Origin of the sequence: Sunxiuqinia dokdonensis, from assembly GCF_001270965.1 — a bacterium.
Lineage (GTDB): Bacteria > Bacteroidota > Bacteroidia > Bacteroidales > Prolixibacteraceae > Sunxiuqinia > Sunxiuqinia dokdonensis.
Genome location: NZ_LGIA01000193.1, coordinates 1 through 19747, shown reverse-complemented (window position 1 = coordinate 19747; position 19747 = coordinate 1). Strand labels below are relative to the sequence as shown.

Genomic DNA, 19747 nt, shown 5'->3' with positions numbered 1-19747 from the left:
GTCATCAAGTTGGTCGAATTGCTGAAATAGTCAATTTGGAAACCTTCCCGGCTATTGTTATTCTGAAGGAAATCTTCGGTCAACAAACAAATCTTTTTTGGTGCGCCACCACATTTTAGTTTGGTGTAGGTGTCGGTAAAAATCAGCCTTCCCTCTTTACTAGCAGGAAGCTTTTGAAGGGCTTCATGGCATTTCTGGGCTCCGTTAAAATCATAAATCGAATGGATGTTTCCATCGCCAAGCGTTTCTTTCGATAGTCCTTCAATTTGATTGAAGTCGGTCACGCAGCCTGGTACCAACACCAAGAAGTCATACTTGATTTTTCCGTTTTTGGCAGTTATGACCGCGTTGATGTCCGGATTCAGTTCGGTCACGTGGTCTTTGATCCAGTTGACGCCGCTTGGAATCAGCGATTCCGTAGGTTTTACAATTTCATCCGGGGTAAAAGTTCCGGAGGCAATAAAGGTGTAGCCGGGTTGATAATGGTGAATTTCGTTGGGTTCAATAATGGTGATGTCGTCGTGCCTGAGTTTGTCGGAAAGGTAAGCTGCCATGGTGATGCCGGCAGCGCCGCCTCCCACGATCACAATTTTTGCTTTGACGTCACTTGCTGTAAAAAAATTAAAACTTCGTTCGGTAACAATCAATCCGCCAAGGCCCAACGCCCCGGTGGTGATGAACTTTCTTCTGCTAATTGTCATCTTACTTTTGGTTTATTAATTGGTTGTTTGATTTGGTTTTTGAAATCAGCAACAAGAATAATGAATTCTAGGACAATCAGCCATGATATTTCTCTGGCCGAAAAATGTTTTATTCTGAATTAAGCGTGGCTGATTGAAGTGCTTTTTGAATTTGCCTGGTTAGGTAAACCTCGATGAAAAGCTTGCTGTTTTTTCGTTAGAAGATAATTATAATGAGCAGGTACTTCATTAGCAAACCCGCAAAGCTGTAGAACAACGCTTCTTCCAGTCGGTGTTTTAACATGCCTGCGGCCAGCAGAATGACCGGCGAGGATATGGGCAGCAGGTTGAAAACAAAGATGGTGATGTTTCCGTATTTTCGAATTTCGGTTTTGGCTTTTTCGTAGCGGTGCCGTCCAATCAGCCGGTCAATCATATGAAAACTAAAGAATCGTCCAATGTAATAATCCACCAGTTGGGCGCCCAAAGCAGTCCCTACGGCCATTGTAGTCAGCAGGTAAACATCAGCTCCTGATTTCAGGTAATAAACAAAGGCCAGCTCAACCGGCATGAGGAAAAAGAACAGGTAGCCGGAAAAATTGACAACCGCAAACGAAACCAGGTTTTGCTCACGGTGGCCGTATATTTCCTTGCCAATGGTCAATGAAACAATGGTTACAGCCATCGCTGCCAGAATTAAGAATGGCAGGATCTGTTTCAGTTTTTGGTATGGAGTATTCATCAAACTAATTTTCCACTCGTATTAAAATTACCAGCTTTTTGGCATAAAATCATGGTTTGTAGCAATCTTTTAGCAGCTTGTCATATCGGCTGCCAAATGTTTAACAACACCGCGACACAGATCGTTGGTGGATTTTCAGTAACTTGTTTTATCAACTATTCCAGTGGGCATTTGTTTAAAATTGAAAATCTAAAACACTTGCAGTATGAAAAAATTAGTCTACCTCGTTTTTTTACTGATTTCGATGAATGCTTTTTCTCAGCACGAAATTGTTGTTAGTATCGTTGACAGACCCTCATCGATGGGGCTGGCGCCTGCATTTGAAACCGCGATTCCCAGTGCCGATTTAAAGATGGCCGATGACTTGTTTGAGCAGATGATTGCGGGCAAGCGGTTTTTTGGGCTACTTAAGAAAAAGCGGGCAAACACCAAAGAGGGCCACGAGCGCATGACCGAGGAATTTGTTTTTGAGCAGGTCAGTAGTTCGCCTATGGTTATTCTTTTTCAGGTAACCGATTTTTCGAGCCAAACCTACATTCGGTTCTTTTTTAAGATGCGCGACGGATTTCTGGGAGCACCCGGTATCGGTTCGAAAAGCGAAATTGCCAGTGCCGAAGAGTTTGTGCATTCCTATGCGTCAAGATTATACGCCCAAACGTTGGGCGCTAAAATTGCCGAGGAGCAAAAAATCTTTTCAAAATACGAGAAGAAGTATAACAAGTTGGAGCGGAAGAAAAGAAAAATTGAGAAGCGCTACTTTACCGGACAGCCACGGATGGATCCGGAGAATTCGGAAGGCGACCTGATTGATGTGGAACAGGCGGTGGCCGATGAAGAAAAGTTTCTGAAAGGAAAGAAAAAAGGCCAGAAGAAAATCAGGCGCATCCAGAAAAAGCAAGCCAAATGGGAAGGCCGCATGAAGAATCAGCAAATCATCATCGACCGGCTCAAGCGGGAGTTGAACGCCATTAATTAGGCGGACTCGCAACGCTGTGTCGTGTTTTCGAGCAATGCTTTCGCGATGGGTTTTCTGTCCTTAACTTTTTCTGAAAAACATGGCGTACTTGTGTTGCATAGCAAAAAGAAGCGAACCCCGGAGTTTTCCATTCGGAGTTCGCTTCTTTTCTTGTTGAACTATGGACTTACAGCCTGCATAATTAAACCACACATCCAGGCGCCGTAGGTTCCCATGGCGTAGCCTAAAACAGCGAGCAAAACGCCCACCGGAGCCAACGACGGATGGAACGCTGCGGCAACAACCGGAGCGCTGGCCGCCCCGCCAATGTTGGCTTTGCTTCCCACAGCCAAAAAGAAATAGGGGGCTTTAATGAGCATGCCCACAATAAACAGCAGCAGCACGTGAATCAGCATCCAGATGCCGCCTACTGCAAATAGCCCGATGTTATCGAAAATTTTGGTGATGTCCATTTTCATGCCGATGGTGGCAACCAGGATGTAAATGAAAATGGTTCCAATTTTTGAGGCCCCTGCACCCTCGTAGTTTCGCAGCCGGGTAAACGACAGGACAATGCCGATGGTGGTCGATAAAATAATCAGCCAAAAGAACTTCGACGTCAAACTAAATTTGTTGAGAAATGGCGCATTGATTTCAATAAATGGTGCAATAAAATCAGCAATCAAATGAGCTAGCCCGGTGATGCCAAGGCCAATACCCAAGATGACCATAATGTCCGTTGTACTTGGAATCCGGGCAGTTTTTAGGCTGAAATTGTGCATCTTTTCTTGCAGGCGATGCACACTGCTGGCATCGGCCTTGAAAAATTTATCGATTTTATTGGCTTTTCCTACCCCAATCAGCAAAAAGGCCATCCAAACTTCCGCAACCAGCACATCAATCGTAATCATGATGGAATACAGCCGGTCCGACGGTTCAAAGATCTCGTACATGGCAGCTTGGTTGGCGCCGCCTCCAATCCAGCTTCCGGCAATGGTGGTCATGCCGCGCCACACGGCTTCAGGGCCGGCTCCACCAATCAAATCAGGGTTAATGGCTGATGTAATGATAATGGCCAATGGCCCGCCAATAATCACACCAACGGTACCGGTCAAAAACATGATCAACGCTTTGCTTCCCAGTTTGAAAACTTCTTTTAAATCGATACTCAGGGTGAGCAGCACCAAACTCGCTGGCAGCAAATAGCGCGAAGCAACAAAGTAAAGCATGGAATTTTCACCGTCAACGATGTTGAATGTCGTTAACAAGCTGGGCAGGAAATAGCACAGCAACAGCATGGGAATGACCCGGTAAAACTTTTGAAAAACAGGATTGGAAGAATTACTGGTGTAGAAAATACCCGCTAACAATACAATTAATAAACCTAAGGTAACGGCATCATTTTCGATCAGGGCGTTGGCGTGCTGTATTTCCATGAAAATAGATTTTAGGGGACAAAACTAATATTTTTGTCGTGGTACAGGGTATTAAGCTTGAATTTGTTCGTTCAATTTAAGAACCAATATCACGAATTTAAATGTCTTTTTCGTGCTGCTCGTACGCAACGAAAGCTATTTCCCTTCTGGATTAATCGCCTGCGTTTTGCATAAAATCGGGAAAGCCGCTTTCGGTCCAGCGAACAACGCGTGCTCGTGTTGCACGATTGGGATCGGACAGTTCATGCCCCTGAATATCCTTGTAATTACGGGCATGGTAAATCATGATTACCGTTTCGCCGTCTTCGGCCGTGGTAAACGAATTGTGCCCCGGGCCGTATCGCTGTAGCTCTTCGTTGGTATAAAATACAGGTCCCGGCGATTTGTGCCAGTTTGAGATATCGAGCAAGTCCGCATTTTCGTCAATCCACAGCAAACCCATGCAATAGTTGTGGTTGGTGGCGCTTGCCGAATAGCTGACAAATATTTTTCCGTTTCGTTTGATGACTGCCGGTCCTTCGTTGACATTGTACTTCATGCGTTCCCAGTTGAATTCGGGTTCGGTTAGCACGACTTCGGGGCCGGTAAGTGTTGTTGGGTTTTTCATTTCCGACATGACCAAGGCTGTGCCATGATCGCCGCCCCGGACATTTTGTGCCCAAATTAAATACCGCTTACCGCGATGTTCGAAGGTGGTGGCATCGAGCGAAAACGATTCCCGTTGGGTTTTTATCTGGCCTTCTTCTTTCCACTCGCCTTCCATCGGATTTTCCGAAGCGTTCGACAAGACCCACATACGGATATTCCAGATATTTTCTGCTTCGCCGGCTGCAAAATGAATATACCAGGTTCCGTCAATCCGGTGTAGCTCAGGCGCCCAAATGTGGTGCCCCATCAAGCCTTGTTCATGCTTTTGCCACACCACTTTTTCTTCGGCATTTTTCAAACCGTTGATGCTACTTGCCTGGCGGATAACGATCCGGTCGTATTCGGGTACCGTGGCAATCAGATAGTAGTTGCCATCGTCCGCTTTATGCACCCACGGATCGGCGCGTTGTTCGGCAATGGGATTGTCAAATTCAATGGATTGGGAAAAAGCCCGGGCAGGAAATACAAAAGTTGCCACAACAATAATAAAAGTCAAAAAATACTTCATCGTCGAGCTGATTAAAAATTCGCGGGAATATACAAAAACTAAGCGAAAAATATGTTACGACAGCGTGTGTCCTTGCTGCACCACGTCGGGAATACTTGGGGTGATGATTGGCTGATCGCTAGTGTTGAAGCTTGTGTTCAATAGAAAGAATAGTAGTGTACTTTGAATTTTTTCATGTCGAAGTTGCTGACATTAAGGGGCAAGCCAAAGGCCAGTTAGGAACTGATCCGGTTTTGATTAGACTATTCAACCTGATCACAAAATAAAAAGCCAGTAAATAGAAGATCTACTGGCTTTTGGAATCATGGGTTGAGGTCTCTGGCGGATTCGAACCTTAGCCGGTAAATTGCTGTATGTCTATGTTTTAGTCCAATCAATTTTTTGGAACTCACCGTATTGTTCACTGATCATTTTACTTTAATTTTAATTGATGACCAGTGAGCCTAACAAACACAAATTTAAACATTTCATACAGATTGCAAAACCTGACTGTTGACAAAATGGGTAATTTTAATGTTGCGATTAACTATTATTTCGTAAATCAATGATTTGGCTTCAATTCAACTTGAAAAAAGGTCTTTCGGTCTGGAGGGCTTTTAATTTCTACCATTAAAAGAGCTGGTTATACCAAGCAGTTACCGTATCCCCGGCTATAAATTGGATAAGTAAAACTTGTGTTTTAACAGCATGGTAGTTGGCCTTAATGGACGAATGAGAACTTTTCAGCAATGTAAGCATGGACAACACATCGGGCATATGGATTACTAAGGCAAGAGGCTAATTTACACCACCTCCAGCAACACCGTTCCATACGAAAACCGCCCGCTCTCGGGGACCAGGAGCAAGATCTTGTCATTCACCTTCAGGCGGCCGGATTTGGCCAGGTCATCAAGAGCGGCGAATATGGAGGCTGATGCGATGTTTCCAATTTCGGTGAGGTTGGTGAACCATTTTTTAGTGCCCAGGTCGATTCCCCTGGTTTCGATTTCTTCGGCTAACTTGCCATAGAAAAACATGGAGGATACGTGGGGGATGACATAGTCAATCTCGGAACTGTCTACCTCGTGTTTTTGCAGGCACTGCTGGAGATGGTCGACCCAGTAACGAATAATATTGGGCTTTAGCAGTCGAATATCCTGCTTGACGGTAAATACCGAGCGGTTGATCAGCTCCGGACTTTCAAATTCCTTCCAGCTTTTTAGCTCCCCATCCCCCCTGAGCTCGGCACCCATAAACATGCAGGTTGGAAGCTCATTGGCGTAGGAGGTCATTTCGATCCATTCAATCTTAAAGGACAGGCCCGTTTCGTTTTTCTTATCCGACAGCAGGACCGCACTGGCCCCGTCGCTGAGCATAAAGCGTAGGAAGTCCTTCTCAAAAGCCATGTAGGGATCTTCTCCCACCCGGGCGCAGTGTTCGTACTCTTCTTCATAGTTTTTGGACAGTAGCGTAGGGGAAGCCAACTCTGAAGTTGAGCAGATGGCTTTTTTCGAAAGCCCTGAAGCAATACTCATAAAGCTCACTTTCAGCGCTTGCAGGCAGGTCAAACAGACGCCTGCGCAGGAATAGATTTCCATCGGTTTGTTTTTCATCAGCCCGTGAACCATGGAGGCATGCGAAGGTAGCAGCTGGTCCGGATTACCGGTGGCGCAAGCAAGAACCTCGATGTCATCGGGTATCTTTTCATCCGGAAAAAGTTTTGTAATCGAACGAAATGCCAGTTCAGCGTTGGTGTGCGTCATCCTTTGATTTTCATCCAACGCATAATACCGGGATCGAATACCATTTTGCTTTAATACGATACGTTTTACCCGGGATGGCTTTCCATTGATCAGGCCTAGATAGCGCTCCATATCATCGTTTGAAACAGGGGCGTTGGGTAAGAATTTGCTGACTGCGGTAATAAATACATCTGTTTTCATAGGACTAAATAATACTGATTGGTACGTAAAAATAATAAGTTTTACATACTTACAAGAAAATCAGTTATTTTTTTAGTCTCAATTGGTTATAGAGGTCCATGTAGATTGTGAGTAATTCTTCCGTATCCAGCCCGTAGGTGAGGCACCGGTCAAAGGCCAGACCCAGAAAACAACTCCGGAAAAGGACCGCATAATGCATGGGATCTACCTTTTTGATTTCTTTGGTTTCGATGGCCCGCGTGATCACTTTTTTCCAGAGGCTTATTTCGGCAACGGAGTTTTGCGCCATGATCCCTGAAAAGTTGGGGTAGATGCGTGATGCCTGCAGGTATAAAGAGAAATACTGCTTGTAGATATTGACTACCGACAGGGATAGCATTCGTGACATGGTGGTGTTTATCCCCTTGACATACCGGTAAATAAATTGTTCCAAAGACAGATCGTCAGAAAAGTCAAATTTTTCTTCGGGATCTTGCTTTTTAATGATGTAGGTGTCAATTACTGCGTTGAATATCTCTTCCTTGTTTTTGAAAAAATAGAATATCGCGCCCCGTGTTTTTCCGATCGCTTCCTCCAAATCCGAGATGCTTACTTTTTCGTAGTTGTGGTTTAAAAACAATTTGAAGGCTTCTTCAATAATTCGGTCTTTTGTAGTCATAGTATTATTAATCTGTCGATTACAAACTTAGGTAAAAACTATGATTTTAGGAAGAGCCCCGGGAAAAGTTTATTTCACCGGGCCCTCGAGTCTGGTATCCGGCCAATCCTTTTTATCCGTTTCTGAAATTGTTGACTGAAATGAAAGCACTTTGCCAAACAACCGAAATAACCTTCATCCGGCTTATGATCAAAAAATTTGACATTAATTTACATTAATCTGTTTGTTTATGTAATTTTATTTAATAAATTTGAAAACCGTACATGTGGTATGCATCTCAAAAACGCATTTTAAGAACTGGTTTTTGCTAAGTGACCAACCTTTGGTGGGTCTTTTTCAATGGAGTTTTGTTAAATGTTGTTTCTTAAGATAAAGATAAACAGCTACTTGTGATAATTAAGACCAAGGATCAATCCTTTGATGTTACCGTGAAGATACTGTTGGATTCGGAGAAGAGTTTGGGGCATAAAAATCTTAACGATGAGCAGGAGATGGATGATCAAGCAGGGAAAAAGCCAAATTCTTCCGGGTAGCCGTTACCATGAAGGCGAAAAGAAATGGTTTATCTTTTACCTGCGTCCCCGGTCTGAAAAACTGGTTAATAAGATTCTTACAGCCCTTAATTACGAAGTGTTTTTCCCAACGATCCGATCATTACGGGTTTGGAAGAACCGGCAAAAGAAAAGGATCACATTGCCACTTTTCCCCAACTATCTCTTCGTTTACACCTATGAGCATGAACTATACAATATTGGATGCCAACCCCGGGTGGCGAACTATATCTCCTGCGATGGAAAACCAACGACAATCTCCCGGCAGGATATTGCAGGCGTCAAGCGCATGCTGGGAATGGACAAAACGATCACCGTTGAAACAAGATTCACCAAAGGGGAACCCGTCAGGATTGTCTCCGGGCCGCTGGCCGGGTATGAAGGCGTGCTGATCCAACAGAATGGCAGAACACGCTTTGGTATCCGGCTGGAGGCCATCAATCATACCGTATTTATTGATATCAACCGGTCAACGCTGGAACGACGCTGAATGTCCCAAAAATACCCGGGAGAAAACCGGCAATCGATGGCCTGCGGGGAGGTAAACTCAACAGGCTGCGAAAGATGATTTAATTGAAACAATGTAGAAAATGAAAACACACAGTCTCTACGATGTCGTTTTTCAATTGCGGCCTCTCCCCAAAAGGCTTACAGAAAAACCCTATGTCGATGAGTTGATCGCAGCCCTTGATGAGCGGTTGACGGTAACGGAATATCGTCACCGGTATTTGCTTTTAAACGCCGGTCATGTTTCCGACTACCTGTATTTTGTAGAGCGAGGCATCGCCCGGGGTTTTTATTTCGACAAAAAGGCCGGGCGGGAGCTGACTGGTATTATTTGGAAGGAACAGAGTATTGTCTGTGACCCGGTCAGCTTTTTTCAGCGGAAAGTTTCGGATGTCAATATTGAGGTGATGCGTGGCAGCCTACTCATCTCCATCTCATACAGGCAGTTGCAGGATGTGTACAAAGCCTTTCCGGAGGCAGAGGTTTTCAGCCGGTGCATTTCCCTCCAGTACGCCTATTATCATGCGCAACGGGTGCGCGAGCTTGTGGGCACTACGGCCTGGGAGCGTTACCGGCGCCTGCTGGACACACACCCAGGTATCGAATTAAAGGTATCCAAGGCAATCATCGCTTCTTATTTGAATGTTACTCCTCAAACGCTCAGCCGGATGCTGCAACAGCATGGGCATCCCTGACATGGCCGGTTTTAAGCAGCCAGGTTATTTTCCCGTGATTGCATCTTTAACCGTGTATATGTCTTTATTCATAGTTCCTCGTTTTATCGATCATGATTTCTTCCGGAATCGCGGCCCTTTGAACAGCTTCATTCTTACCACAGGATAAATAAATTCTTATCATAGGATAAGTCATTTCTTAACTGATATTCAGGTGTTTCTTGATCCAGGTTCAGTAGAAAGAGCAAGCGCTTGTCTAACTTTGGTACGACACAGATTTGCAAAAACGGATTAAAAATAAACCCAATGCAAAAGCGCCTGCCAAAATACCGTTCAGTCATTATCCGGACAGCCAGTTACCTGTATATCCTGGTGTTTGTTTATGCCGCAGTCAGTAAGCTGCTGGATTTTGAAAACTTCCGGGTGCAGCTGGCCCAGTCGCCTTTGCTGAGCGCTTATGCCGGGCTGATCGCTCCGGCTGTCATTATCCTGGAACTGTTGCTGGCTCTGATGCTGTGCTTTAAAACCACCCGCCTGACCGGGTTGTATGGCTCCTTCTTTTTAATGGTGGCCTTTACGGTTTATATTTACCTGATTTTGAATTTCAGTGATTTTGTTCCCTGTTCGTGCGGTGGTATTATCGAAAAACTGGGATGGACCGAGCACCTGGTCTTTAATATTGCCTTTGCCGCGCTGGCGGTGGTGGCGATTGTGCTTCTGGAAAAAGAAAAGAGCAGCCGCACCGTGGTGGTGATCCTTAAAAGCGTACTACCCTCCCTTTTGGCGGCAGGTCTTGTCGTGGGGCTCTTTTTATCATCCGAGCACATCATCAAACAGGAAAACAATTTTATCCGCCGGTTCGGACAGCACCCCATCCGGGATGAAAAATCCCTGGATATGGGGGCCAATTCGTATTATTTTGCCGGAATGGTCGACGGACAGATTTACCTGGGAAATACCACCGCTCCTTTGATCCTTACAACCGTAGACACCGCATTAACGACGAAGAAGTCCATTAAAATCCGTTTGGACAATACCGGGCACCCCTTCCGCTTTATCCAGGCACAGGTCAAGCCACCGCATTTTTACCTGTACGATGGCACTGTGCCGGTCATTTACCGGGGGCAACTGGGTGATTCGCTTGCCTATACCATCAGTTTTGAAGACTGCTATTTTTCGCAACTACAGGTGATCGATTCCCTGAGTTTCGTGTTCCGGGCTCAAAGCAGCCAAACGAAAACCCAGGTGCTTGGACGGCTTAACCTCTACCAAAACCCGAAAGTACGCCTAAATGAAACCTTACTGGAAAAGCAGGTCGATGGCATGTTCGACACCGACGGCTGGTTGCTGCGCGACGAAGTGACCAGGGAACTCCTATACGTCTATACCTATCGCAACCAGTTCCTGGTGATGGACCGGGAGCTGAACCTGTTGCGGAAACTGCATACCATCGACACCACCTCCCGGGCGCAGGTACAGGTGCGTGCACTCTCCGACGGGAGGCACAAAATGGATGCGCCCCCATTGCAGGTTAATAAAACACAGGCGGTACACGGACAGGTGCTGTTTAACCAATCCAATCTCATGGGCAAATTCGAATCGCGCGAGATTTGGAAGCAGGCAGCTGTTGTCGATCTGTACCGGACCGGAAAACAAGAATACCTGGGCAGCTTTTATGTACATGACCGCGGGAAAAACAAGCTGTCCCGGCTATTTGCCACGGATAAACACGTGTTTGTTTTGTCCGGCAGTGAAATCAAACGTTACCGTTTTGCGCAGGCGGTGACCCGGCATTTCAGAACAGGGGAAGCCGAAAACCTGGAACAGAGTAGGCAGTAACTTTAATTTTTTCTGATTATGAGAAAGTTAAAAAGTCTCTATCTGCCGGCTGCCATTGTATTGATGGGAGTTGGTGCCGCTTTTGCGACCAACAACGCAAAAAGTTCGGATGATGCCCCGGAACCGGGTTATCTATTCGACAGCTCTACGAGCGAATGTATGGAAAAGCGAAGTGACTGTAGTCCAACCGGGACCGTATTTTGTACCTGGGAGGATGCCAACAACCAGTCCCACAGCCTCTCGAGGTTAAGTGGAACGAGTTGTATTCAGCCTTTGTATGAGCCATAGGCCCTTGATTTAGGGGGAGGATGCTACCCGGCATCCTCCTTTATTTCCTGATCAATCCATTCGGCATTCGTTTCTCCTTTAAGAAAGTATCCAAACCATTGCAGTACCCGGGAAGTCAGGTCCCGGCATGCTTCCGGTGCAAAAAGGGCGTGTGCTTCTTTGGTGTAAAATAAGGCAACCACCTTTTTGTTGTTCCGTTTTAGCCCGATATAAAACTCCATGGTTTGTTCCCAGTAGATGTTCCGGTCATTTTTTCCAGTCCATAGCAAAATGGGGGCATTGACCCGGTCCACATAGTGAATCGGGTTATTCTGAAAATACAGGTCTTTGTTATCGCTGAAACTTTGATTCATATCGTATTGCCCGGTTTCGTATTGCCAGTAAAACGGGCTGAGAAAGTTGAAATTAAAGGAGAAATAAGAACGGACAATATCACTGTTTCCGGCCCCGGAAACGTAGGCCGCAAAACGGCTGGAATGGGTGGCTATGAAATTGGTTTCGTAACCGCCATGCGAGTGCCCGATCAGCCCGATCTTTTCGTGATCGATCAGCCCATTGGAAGATACGGCATCCAGGGCATGGTTTACACAGTCCAAAGCCGACAAGCCCGTTCCCTTGTCGCCGTAAACAATATCCGGGAAATAGACAAAGTAACCCTGTTCCAAAAGCAACCTCAGGCTAAAACCGTCATTGTTAGCCTTGCCGTATGCCGCGACCGGGTACTGGTTGGCCCTTTTTTTACTTTGAACCTGGTAAATATGTACCACCATGGGGTATTGTTTGGAGTGATCAAAGTTCAGTGGATAATACAAAATGCCTTTCAGGGGAACCCCGTCGCTGTTGGTATAGGAAACGATCTCCCGTTTGAGGGACAAGATGGCTGTGTCCTGCGGATTGCTTTGGTACAGCAGCCGCCCGGGTTTGCCCATTGCTTTGAAAACCACCCGGGGCGGCAGGTTATAATCTTCCTCCAGCCAGGAAAAACAGTCATACGCCTGGTTATAGTTCAGGTATTGAATGCGTTTGGACGTTTTGGGGATGATTGTCTTCGGCTTTCCTTTTTTCCACAGGACATAAGAACGCTCATTATTCAGCGAATCAAGTAGCTCAAGAACCAGTGGCTTTTCCAGATCGACTGTTTTCCGGGAGAAGTTAAAACCTCCAGGAATCGGTTTTGAAGATTCATTGAGTATCCTTACACGGGTTCCTTCAAAATTACCCGTTCTTGACAACTGACGGTCTTCGAGATCAAAGCGCCACAGACCGTCATCACCATCAAACAGTACGGCTTTGTCGTCCGTCGTAAAATAAGGCGTTTTCAGCTGGCTGCCACCAACCGTCATCGCGGTGCCGGACGGGATGTGGTAAACCTGCCAGCTGTTGTTTTTAAAATACAAGACATCTTGGCCGTCCGGGGAAGTATACAAACTGTAGGACAAGGTATCGATCACCGTGTAAGTGTTTTCCAGCCGGTCGTAGCGGAAGAGTTTCAGCGGGGCCCTTTTCGTGTAGTCCTGCAAAAGGTACGGGTCAAAACTCAGGAAATAACGTTTATTCCCGATGTTGGCGCTTTTGGTGAGCTGCTTGTTTCCCAACGGTTGAAGCTTTTTGTTTTTCGGTTCCCAAACATAGTAGGCCTCCCGGGTGGGCGGATAAAATTTTTCTTCCAACCCCTTGTCGTTGCCGTACCAGATATCGACCAGGGAGGTGTCTTCTTTTGTCCGTTGAACCCACAGCCGTAAAGAATAGACACGGCCTTCGCTGATCACGTCTGTAAAGGCCCGTTGAAACGGCCGGGAGAGCAAGCCGTTTAACGGCCAGGTGGTTTTTGTTTTCAAATCCAGGTACAGTATATTCGGAGAGGAATCTTCCGGGTTTTGCTCATGAATCATGATTCCCTGCCCACCGGGGTCAACCGTCAGCGACGAAATCTTACGGGGTGAGAGGTATACGGTCTCGGTTACCTGGTCCCTGATCCGGAGGACTTCAAATTCGCTGTTTTCAGTTTCTGAAACCACATAGATATGATCATCTTCAGCAAGATAAAAACTGCTCACCCGGCTGGCTTCATTAAGCAGGTCACTGCTGGCATGACGCAGTTCGAACCGGTTGTCTCCTTCGGCATTGTAGTGCAAAACAAACTGATCCTTGTTTTTCAGTGCCTGTACGCGTTTTACACCATGGAAATAGGCGCCCGTTTGTTTTTCAAGGTTCAGCAGTTCGGCCCGTTGTCCGCTTTTTGTCAGCAGGCAGTTGGACCCGGGAAAGGAAATATTGGTCACTTTGGTCCGGTAAGCTGCCGGCTTCCCGGGGGCCCGGCTGTCAAAGATCAACAACGTATCGCGGTTCAGGTCATAGGATTTCCAGGCCGTGAGCCACCGGCCATTTTCGCTCATCTTCAGCTTGGAGAGCTCATAGTGGCTGTCGGCCATTTTTTGCAGCTTTTCCGGATCGTTTTGCGCTGTTAATTCCTGGCCTACCGCAAGCAGCAGACACAGGAATAACAGGAACAAGGGATTAAAGGATTTCATCATTAGTAGCCGGGGTTTTGGGGGTTAAGATTTGGGTTTAGCAATAACTCATTTTGAGGTAAGGGCCATACACTTTTGTGGGCCACCCAGTTGGGCTTTACAGCGCTTAGTTCATCCAGGCGGCCCAGGCGTTTCAGGTCGAAAAAGCGGTGGCCAAACTCGGTGAAGAACTCGCGGCGTTTTTCAGCCAGCAGTTCCGTAATAAAATCCTCAGAGGACAAGGAGGCCAATGCATCCAGCCCGGCCCGTTCGCGGGTGGCATTTAAATAAGGCAGGGCTTCATCCAACCGGTTTTGTTTAGCCAGAGCTTCAGCCAGGATAAAATAGACCTCTTCCAGGCGGAAGACCACGGAATACTCATTGGTGTTGGTGCCGGCCAGGTTCTTGTACTTATCCGGCCGGTACCAGGAATCATCGTTCAAACTGACCGGAGCCATCCACGCCTGTTTGCGCAGGTCATCACCGGTAAAGGAGCCAACCAAATCCCCGGTCAGGGCATAAGCATGGGGCGCGGCACCTGTAAAATAATAGAAGGTCGCCTCCGTGGTGGCATCCCCGCTGTTTTTCGGTTTGAGTTGCCAGAGAATATGGCTTCCCGATTTATGAAACACCTCAAGAATATCCGGTTGAAACGCATACAAGGGCGACTGCAGGATACTTTCGGCTGTTTGCTGGGCCAGCGCCCATTCCTCCTGAAGCAAATAAATGCGGGCCAGCAGCAGTTCGGCTACCTTACCGTTGGGATAAATGCGTTCGGCGTTGCGGTAATCGTCCTCCAACAGCACGATGGCATCGCCCAGGTCACTCACCAATTGTTCCAGTACAGCCGAAGCTTCGGTTTTGCCCAGGCTGCGGTTGTACTCATAATCCAGGCTGGTGGTGTAGGGAATGTCACCAAACAATTGTTGCAGGTAATAATACAACAGGGAGCGCAACAAGATGGCTTCGCCTTGCAGACGGTTTTTATCCTCCGTGGGCAAGGCCGTTGAATGCTGTGCTCCATAGATGATCGCATTGGCATAGTAGATTTGCTGGTAGGCAGCCTTCCAGATACTTTCGATGGTGGTGTTGGTTTCCTGTTGCAGGTTTTGGCTGATGTCTACCACACCGTTCTGGTCATAGTGATAACAATCCAGGTCGTCGGCATAAGAAGCTAACAGAGGCCCGATGCCAATATAGCTGCCTTCCGTGATTACCGACCGGTCACGTAAGTTGACATACAAGCTGGTCAGGGCAGCATTGGCGGTTTGGACATCTTCAAAAACCTGGGCGGTGCCCAGTTGGTTGGTGGGATCATCCACTTCCACCAAATCTTCGCAGGAAGCCAGTAGCAGCGCCACGAGGAAGAAATAGAAATATCGTTTTTTCATGTGTGTAATTTTAAAAGTTCAACTGAATCCCGAAAGCCCAGGTCTTCAATGGCGGTAAAAAGCCGGTTAAGATAAACTCCGGGTCTACGCCAAAATAGTCCGTTATCGTGAGCAGATTTTGGCCCTGCACGTAGAAGCGTACATCCTGCAAATAGCTGCCGACCGGTAGCCGGTAGCTGAGCTGAACGTTTTTGAGCCGGACAAAGGAAGCATCGCCAATGGAGGCTGTACTTTTACTAAAGTATCCGTGCAGCTGGTTTTTCTGTGCATCGGCTCCCGACGAATACGGCATATACTGCCCGTCGGGATTATCCTGTGACCACACGTCCAGCACTTCAACGGGCTGGTTGAACATGCTGCCCGGCCGGATCATGGAACTGATGTAGTTCTTCTGTCGTTGATCGACAAACTGGAATAAAAACGAAAAGTCCCATCGCTTATAAGTGAGTTGGTTCGACCAGCCACCAAAATAGTTGATCGCTACTTCTTCAATCACCTGGTTATCATCGGGCGAAGTAATCGCACCGTCATTATTGTAATCTGTAAAGACATAATTACCGGTTTCGGGGTCGGTACCCTCATAATTATAAACCTTCACAATGGAAGTCGGATAGCCCACCACGTATTGGTTGGCATAGGTGGAACCTTCCAGTCCGGGAAATTCCACCAGTTTATTTTCCGGAAAGCTGATGTTGAAATTGCTGGTCCAGCGAAAGTATCTCGTGCTGACCGGCGTGGTACTCAGCTCCAGCTCCAGCCCTTTGTTTTCCACCGTGGCGGGCAGGTTAGCCTGGATACTGCTGAAACCCGTGGTGGCCGGTAGCGGAATGCCCACCAGCTGGTTTCCCGAACGGTTGCGGTACCAGGCCGTGTGAACTTGGACCCGGTCATCCAGGAAGCCCAGCTCCAGGGCTACTTCCAGCTTGGTTGTTTTCTCCCAGCTAAAATAAGGGTTGTGCAAGCGCGAGGGGTACAGGCTGGTACTGCCGCCATAGCTGTTGCTGCTCACCGTGTAGGTGTCCAGGTGCTGGTAATCGCCAATCAGGTCGCTGCCGGTGATTCCATAGCTTCCCCTGAGTTTTCCGAAGCTCAGCCAGGAGCTGCGGGCAAGGAAGTTCTCTTCACTGAAAAGCCAGGCGGCGCCCACAGCCCCGAAGTTGGCAAAACGCTTGTCGGGCCCAAAGCGGCTGGAACCGTCGCGGCGGCCGGTCAGGTTCAGGATATACCGGCTTTTATACTGGTAGTTAATCCGCCCGAACACCGCTGCATACTTGTATTCGGTCCGGGAATCATCAGAGATGGAAACCGTACTTGCCGCCGCAAGATTGGTGATCAGCGCATTGCTCTGAAAGCCATAGCCCAGCAGGCCTAAGCCGGTGTTTTCCCTTTCCTGGTAGGTGCCACCCAGCAGGATGTCCAGCTCATGGTTATGAAACGTATGCCGGTAGTTCAACTGGGGTTCCAGTAGGTAGGAAAAGCGCTGGTTCTGACTTTTTAAAGCCATGGAATTGGCGGGGGTGATCCCGAAGGCCGGGTTATACATGGTGTTGGGGCGCAGGGCAATTTCATTAAAAAACTGGTAGTTGGTACCCCCGTTCAATTTGACAAACACCGAAGGCAGCAATTCATAGCTGAGGTTCAGGTTCAGGTTGAAGGTTTTGCTGTCGTTGCTGTAGGTGCTTTCGTAAGCCGCCAGAGGGTTGGTAAAGGTGTTGTTTTCCCAGTTCAGGCTGCCGTCTTCGTTGTACAATGCCGGAGCGTTGGGGCTCAACTTAAACGCCTGGCCGGTGATATCTTCATAAATCACGTTGTTGGACTGATCGGAAAACAGCCCCGAAGCAGCCAGTGTCAGCCGCTTGTCGTTGGAGCGGTGGCTCAGGTTTGCGGAGAGGTTGGTGGTCTTGTACCGGAAATCGTCGGAGAACACCGTGGTTTGCCGGTTGTGGCTACCACTGATTAAAAAGCTGGTGTTTTCGCTGCCCCCGCTTAGTGAAAGTTGTATGTTGGAATTGGTGGCTGTTCCGCCAATCAGTTCATCCTGCCAGTCGGTATAGCGGGTTTCATCCCAGGTGCCGTTCACATCATAGGCATTGGCCGGGTAATTGGTTATGCCGTCGTTGATATAAGCCTGCCGGCGCATGTCCAGGTATTGCCCGGTGTTCATCAGTTCCATTTGATTGGCGACCCGGCTGATCCCGTAGCTGCTGTTGATGCTGAGGGCGGTTTTGCGGCCTGCCTTTCCTTTTTTTGTGGTGATCAGGATGACCCCGTTGGCGCCGCGCGAACCATAAATGGCCGTGGCATCGGCATCTTTTAAAATCTCAATGCTTTCAATGTCGTTGGGGTTAATGGCTGTGAGCGGGTTGGTTTCCGTATAGGGAAATATCCCGGTGGAATAGGTGGACGTAGTTTGGGGGCTTACCGGTACCCCGTCGACAATATACATGGGGTAATTTCCAGCCCGGCGCAGGCTGTTGGTGCCGCGAATCTGGATCGAGTAGCCGCCGCCGGGCACTCCACTGCCCTGGGTAATGTTGACCCCGGCCATACGGCCCTGCACCGAGGAGAGGACATTGCTGACCGGCTGGTTTTCCAGCTCTTTGGCCCTGACCCGGGCAATGCTGCCGGTACGCTCCCGGTCTTTGACGGTGTAATAACCGGCATTAATGGTTACTTCCGAGAGGGCGGTGATGTCTTCCTCCAGTTGGACATCCAATTGCGTTTGTCCATCAAGCGTTATTTCCCGGGTTTTAAACCCGACAAAGGAAAAGGAAAGCACAGCGCCTTCCGGGGCATTTTTTAGTACATAGGTTCCATCGGCACCGGTAATGGTTCCGGTAAAAGTTCCTTTAATGGCGATGCTGACACCCGGCAAGGGCTCACCGGAAGTATCGGTTACCTTTCCGGTAATGGTAAGGGGTTCTTGCTGGAACCCTGCCGGGAACAAGCCGGAATCCCCCGCAGGGAAAACCGGCTGTCCACCAGCCCGTACAGGGTGGCCCGGGCCAGTTAGCAGGAACAAGCACACGCACAGGGCGACAATGTAAATACCCGATTGGGTTTTGGTTATTTTTTTCATGTGTTAAATTGTTTGGTTAATAATTGTATAATCTTCGTAAAAGGCAGTAATCCAGATTAAACACAAAGACACCAAGCCACAAAGGATTGGTTATTCGGTAAATATCTAAAGGCCTTCGTGACCTCGTACCCTCGTGATGTCGTGACTTCGCGCGTTCGTACCTTCGTACATTCGTCCCTTCCGGTCCGAAGAAGGCATAGCAAGCCCATGAAGCAGAAAATCGGTTTCATACTTTTAAGATTTTTATTTGTGTAACCGGAGGTTTGTGTTTCCACAAAACCCCCAGGGTTTCGGAAAACCCTGAAGGTTTACATACGGGGTCATTGATAGATGATGCCCCTGGGTTTACGGGGCATGTCGGGGAAATAAAAAGCGTTTAAAACGAGGCATATCACATTCGTTTTTGGGGTTAAAAACTATTTTGTCTCGTGTAATGGGGGAGGCGGTAACGGCCGCGTGCCAAAACCGGTAAGGTCAGGTAAGGCCATAAAAAAGGCGTGGGACCTGACTTACCAAATCGAGGTACTGGTATACCGTGGACGATAAGCAGGCCCACGCCAATATTGCTAAATATGACGTGAGCACCTTCACTTATTGTCTCGTCCGTTTGAAAATTACCAGTTTTCGATTTGAGACTTCAAGTGCGAATGCTTTATTTTTAGAAAAGCGTCCGCAAAGTTATTGTTTCTTTTTAAAAGCCGTAAAAAAATCCTTTCAACGGCATTTTATTAGTATAATTTTAACAACATTTGCTATTTTTAATGTTTCAAAGATAACAAGCAACATCTTGGAAATAAAAGAATAAAACGTCTGTTTTTTTCGTATGATACGAACATTTTTTTCATGTTGTCTGAAAATTAAAATCTTACCGCTATGGATATAATGGATACCGCCCGTTTGAACATCAAAAAACACCGTGAACTCAAAGGCCTTCGCCAGCAGGACCTGGCTGATAAACTAAACATCAATATCCGCAGTTACCAAAACTTGGAAAGCGGCTCCACCAAACTGGATCTGGAAAGGCTGGAGCAGATTGCTGAGGTGTTGGAAGCCCCTGTTGAGGATTTACTTAAACAAGAGGGCGTATATATTCATCAAGAAATTCAAGAGATAAAAGATACTGGCTCTGGTTTCGTCTATCACCAAGAGATAAGTAGTAATTTATTTGATAAGTTATTGGCAGCAAAAGATACTGAAGTTGAACTGCTAAAAAAGGAAAATAAGTATCTCAAAGAAAAGCTTGATCAGTTGTTGGGGCTGGTGGGGAAGAAGGGGTAAAGAAACGACACTGCAAGACTCACTCAGAAATGATTCATGGATCGATGCGACTACCTAAGTTTAGCCACAAAGAACAAGCTG

15 protein-coding genes are annotated in these 19747 nt (G+C 47.2%); 6 read left to right on the top strand and 9 right to left on the bottom strand.

Annotation, left to right across the window (positions count from 1 at the left end; translation table 11 throughout):
- Nucleotides 1-701: FAD-dependent oxidoreductase (locus tag NC99_RS18010; RefSeq protein WP_162231256.1), on the bottom strand; the 701-nt coding region annotated here is incomplete at its 3' end.
- Nucleotides 702-897: 196 nt separating this feature from the next.
- Nucleotides 898-1422, bottom strand: coding sequence for a VTT domain-containing protein (locus tag NC99_RS18005; protein WP_053187092.1), 525 nt, complete (start codon nt 1420-1422; stop codon nt 898-900).
- 205 nt (nt 1423-1627) lie between these two features.
- Between NC99_RS18005 and NC99_RS18000 the strand changes: the two genes are divergently transcribed.
- Entirely contained in the window at nt 1628-2398 is a 771-nt protein-coding gene (locus NC99_RS18000; RefSeq protein WP_053187089.1) for a hypothetical protein, read from the top strand.
- A gap of 158 nt (nt 2399-2556) precedes the next feature.
- Here the strand turns inward: NC99_RS18000 and NC99_RS17995 are convergent, their stop codons facing one another.
- The 4 genes from NC99_RS17995 to NC99_RS17980 all read right to left on the bottom strand — a co-directional run bounded on the left by NC99_RS17995 (nt 2557) and on the right by NC99_RS17980 (nt 7549).
- The gene (locus tag NC99_RS17995; RefSeq protein WP_053187086.1) at nt 2557-3813 is read right to left on the bottom strand and encodes a DUF819 family protein; all 1257 of its coding nucleotides are present in this window, start codon (nt 3811-3813) and stop codon (nt 2557-2559) included.
- A 151-nt stretch (nt 3814-3964) separates the two neighbouring features.
- The gene (locus NC99_RS17990) at nt 3965-4969 is read right to left on the bottom strand and encodes a glycoside hydrolase family 43 protein (RefSeq protein WP_053187083.1); all 1005 of its coding nucleotides are present in this window, start codon (nt 4967-4969) and stop codon (nt 3965-3967) included.
- 782 nt (nt 4970-5751) lie between these two features.
- A complete protein-coding gene (locus NC99_RS17985; protein WP_053187080.1) occupies nt 5752-6891 on the bottom strand; it encodes a beta-ketoacyl-ACP synthase III in 1140 nt (379 codons plus the stop codon).
- 64 nt (nt 6892-6955) lie between these two features.
- The gene (locus tag NC99_RS17980; protein ID WP_053187077.1) at nt 6956-7549 is read right to left on the bottom strand and encodes a TetR/AcrR family transcriptional regulator; all 594 of its coding nucleotides are present in this window, start codon (nt 7547-7549) and stop codon (nt 6956-6958) included.
- A 480-nt stretch (nt 7550-8029) separates the two neighbouring features.
- Between NC99_RS17980 and NC99_RS17975 the strand changes: the two genes are divergently transcribed.
- The 4 genes from NC99_RS17975 (at nt 8030) to NC99_RS17960 (ending at nt 11408) form a co-directional block, all read left to right on the top strand.
- Entirely contained in the window at nt 8030-8590 is a 561-nt protein-coding gene (locus tag NC99_RS17975; RefSeq protein ID WP_157625054.1) for a UpxY family transcription antiterminator, read from the top strand.
- A 100-nt stretch (nt 8591-8690) separates the two neighbouring features.
- Nucleotides 8691-9302 carry a Crp/Fnr family transcriptional regulator gene (locus NC99_RS17970; protein ID WP_053187072.1) on the top strand — a complete coding sequence of 204 codons (612 nt, stop codon included), beginning with the start codon at nt 8691-8693 and terminating at the stop codon, nt 9300-9302.
- Between the two features lie 285 nt (nt 9303-9587).
- Nucleotides 9588-11120, top strand: coding sequence for a MauE/DoxX family redox-associated membrane protein (locus NC99_RS17965; protein ID WP_053187067.1), 1533 nt, complete (start codon nt 9588-9590; stop codon nt 11118-11120).
- An 18-nt stretch (nt 11121-11138) separates the two neighbouring features.
- On the top strand, nt 11139-11408 hold the full coding sequence (locus tag NC99_RS17960) for a DUF6520 family protein (RefSeq protein ID WP_053187064.1): 270 nt from the start codon (nt 11139-11141) through the stop codon (nt 11406-11408).
- Nucleotides 11409-11431: 23 nt separating this feature from the next.
- On the opposite strand, the gene NC99_RS17955 is transcribed toward NC99_RS17960, so the two are convergent.
- Genes NC99_RS17955 through NC99_RS17945 form a run of 3 tightly spaced genes read right to left on the bottom strand, consistent with a single transcriptional unit; the run spans nt 11432 to nt 18388 of the window.
- Nucleotides 11432-13942, bottom strand: a complete 2511-nt coding sequence (locus NC99_RS17955; RefSeq protein WP_053187061.1) for an alpha/beta hydrolase family protein — start codon at nt 13940-13942, stop codon at nt 11432-11434.
- Nucleotides 13942-15309, bottom strand: coding sequence for a RagB/SusD family nutrient uptake outer membrane protein (locus tag NC99_RS17950; RefSeq protein WP_053187058.1), 1368 nt, complete (start codon nt 15307-15309; stop codon nt 13942-13944). The genes NC99_RS17955 and NC99_RS17950 overlap by 1 nt, the downstream gene beginning before the upstream one ends.
- Nucleotides 15310-15319: 10 nt before the next feature.
- Nucleotides 15320-18388, bottom strand: coding sequence for a SusC/RagA family TonB-linked outer membrane protein (locus NC99_RS17945; RefSeq protein WP_082326560.1), 3069 nt, complete (start codon nt 18386-18388; stop codon nt 15320-15322).
- A gap of 873 nt (nt 18389-19261) precedes the next feature.
- On the opposite strand from NC99_RS17945, the gene NC99_RS17940 reads away from it, so the two are divergent.
- Nucleotides 19262-19666 carry a helix-turn-helix domain-containing protein gene (locus NC99_RS17940; protein WP_053187053.1) on the top strand — a complete coding sequence of 135 codons (405 nt, stop codon included), beginning with the start codon at nt 19262-19264 and terminating at the stop codon, nt 19664-19666.
- The last annotated feature ends 81 nt before the right edge of the window (nt 19667-19747 follow it).

Coding starts and splice junctions, on each gene's coding strand:
- NC99_RS18005 (WP_053187092.1), bottom strand. CDS start 1,422: ATGAATACTCCATACCAAAAACTGAAACAGATCCTGCCATTCTTAATT.
- NC99_RS18000 (WP_053187089.1), top strand. CDS start 1,628: ATGAAAAAATTAGTCTACCTCGTTTTTTTACTGATTTCGATGAATGCT.
- NC99_RS17995 (WP_053187086.1), bottom strand. CDS start 3,813: ATGGAAATACAGCACGCCAACGCCCTGATCGAAAATGATGCCGTTACC.
- NC99_RS17990 (WP_053187083.1), bottom strand. CDS start 4,969: ATGAAGTATTTTTTGACTTTTATTATTGTTGTGGCAACTTTTGTATTT.
- NC99_RS17985 (WP_053187080.1), bottom strand. CDS start 6,891: ATGAAAACAGATGTATTTATTACCGCAGTCAGCAAATTCTTACCCAAC.
- NC99_RS17980 (WP_053187077.1), bottom strand. CDS start 7,549: ATGACTACAAAAGACCGAATTATTGAAGAAGCCTTCAAATTGTTTTTA.
- NC99_RS17975 (WP_157625054.1), top strand. CDS start 8,030: ATGAGCAGGAGATGGATGATCAAGCAGGGAAAAAGCCAAATTCTTCCG.
- NC99_RS17970 (WP_053187072.1), top strand. CDS start 8,691: ATGAAAACACACAGTCTCTACGATGTCGTTTTTCAATTGCGGCCTCTC.
- NC99_RS17965 (WP_053187067.1), top strand. CDS start 9,588: ATGCAAAAGCGCCTGCCAAAATACCGTTCAGTCATTATCCGGACAGCC.
- NC99_RS17960 (WP_053187064.1), top strand. CDS start 11,139: ATGAGAAAGTTAAAAAGTCTCTATCTGCCGGCTGCCATTGTATTGATG.
- NC99_RS17955 (WP_053187061.1), bottom strand. CDS start 13,942: ATGATGAAATCCTTTAATCCCTTGTTCCTGTTATTCCTGTGTCTGCTG.
- NC99_RS17950 (WP_053187058.1), bottom strand. CDS start 15,309: ATGAAAAAACGATATTTCTATTTCTTCCTCGTGGCGCTGCTACTGGCT.
- NC99_RS17945 (WP_082326560.1), bottom strand. CDS start 18,388: ATGAAAAAAATAACCAAAACCCAATCGGGTATTTACATTGTCGCCCTG.
- NC99_RS17940 (WP_053187053.1), top strand. CDS start 19,262: ATGGATATAATGGATACCGCCCGTTTGAACATCAAAAAACACCGTGAA.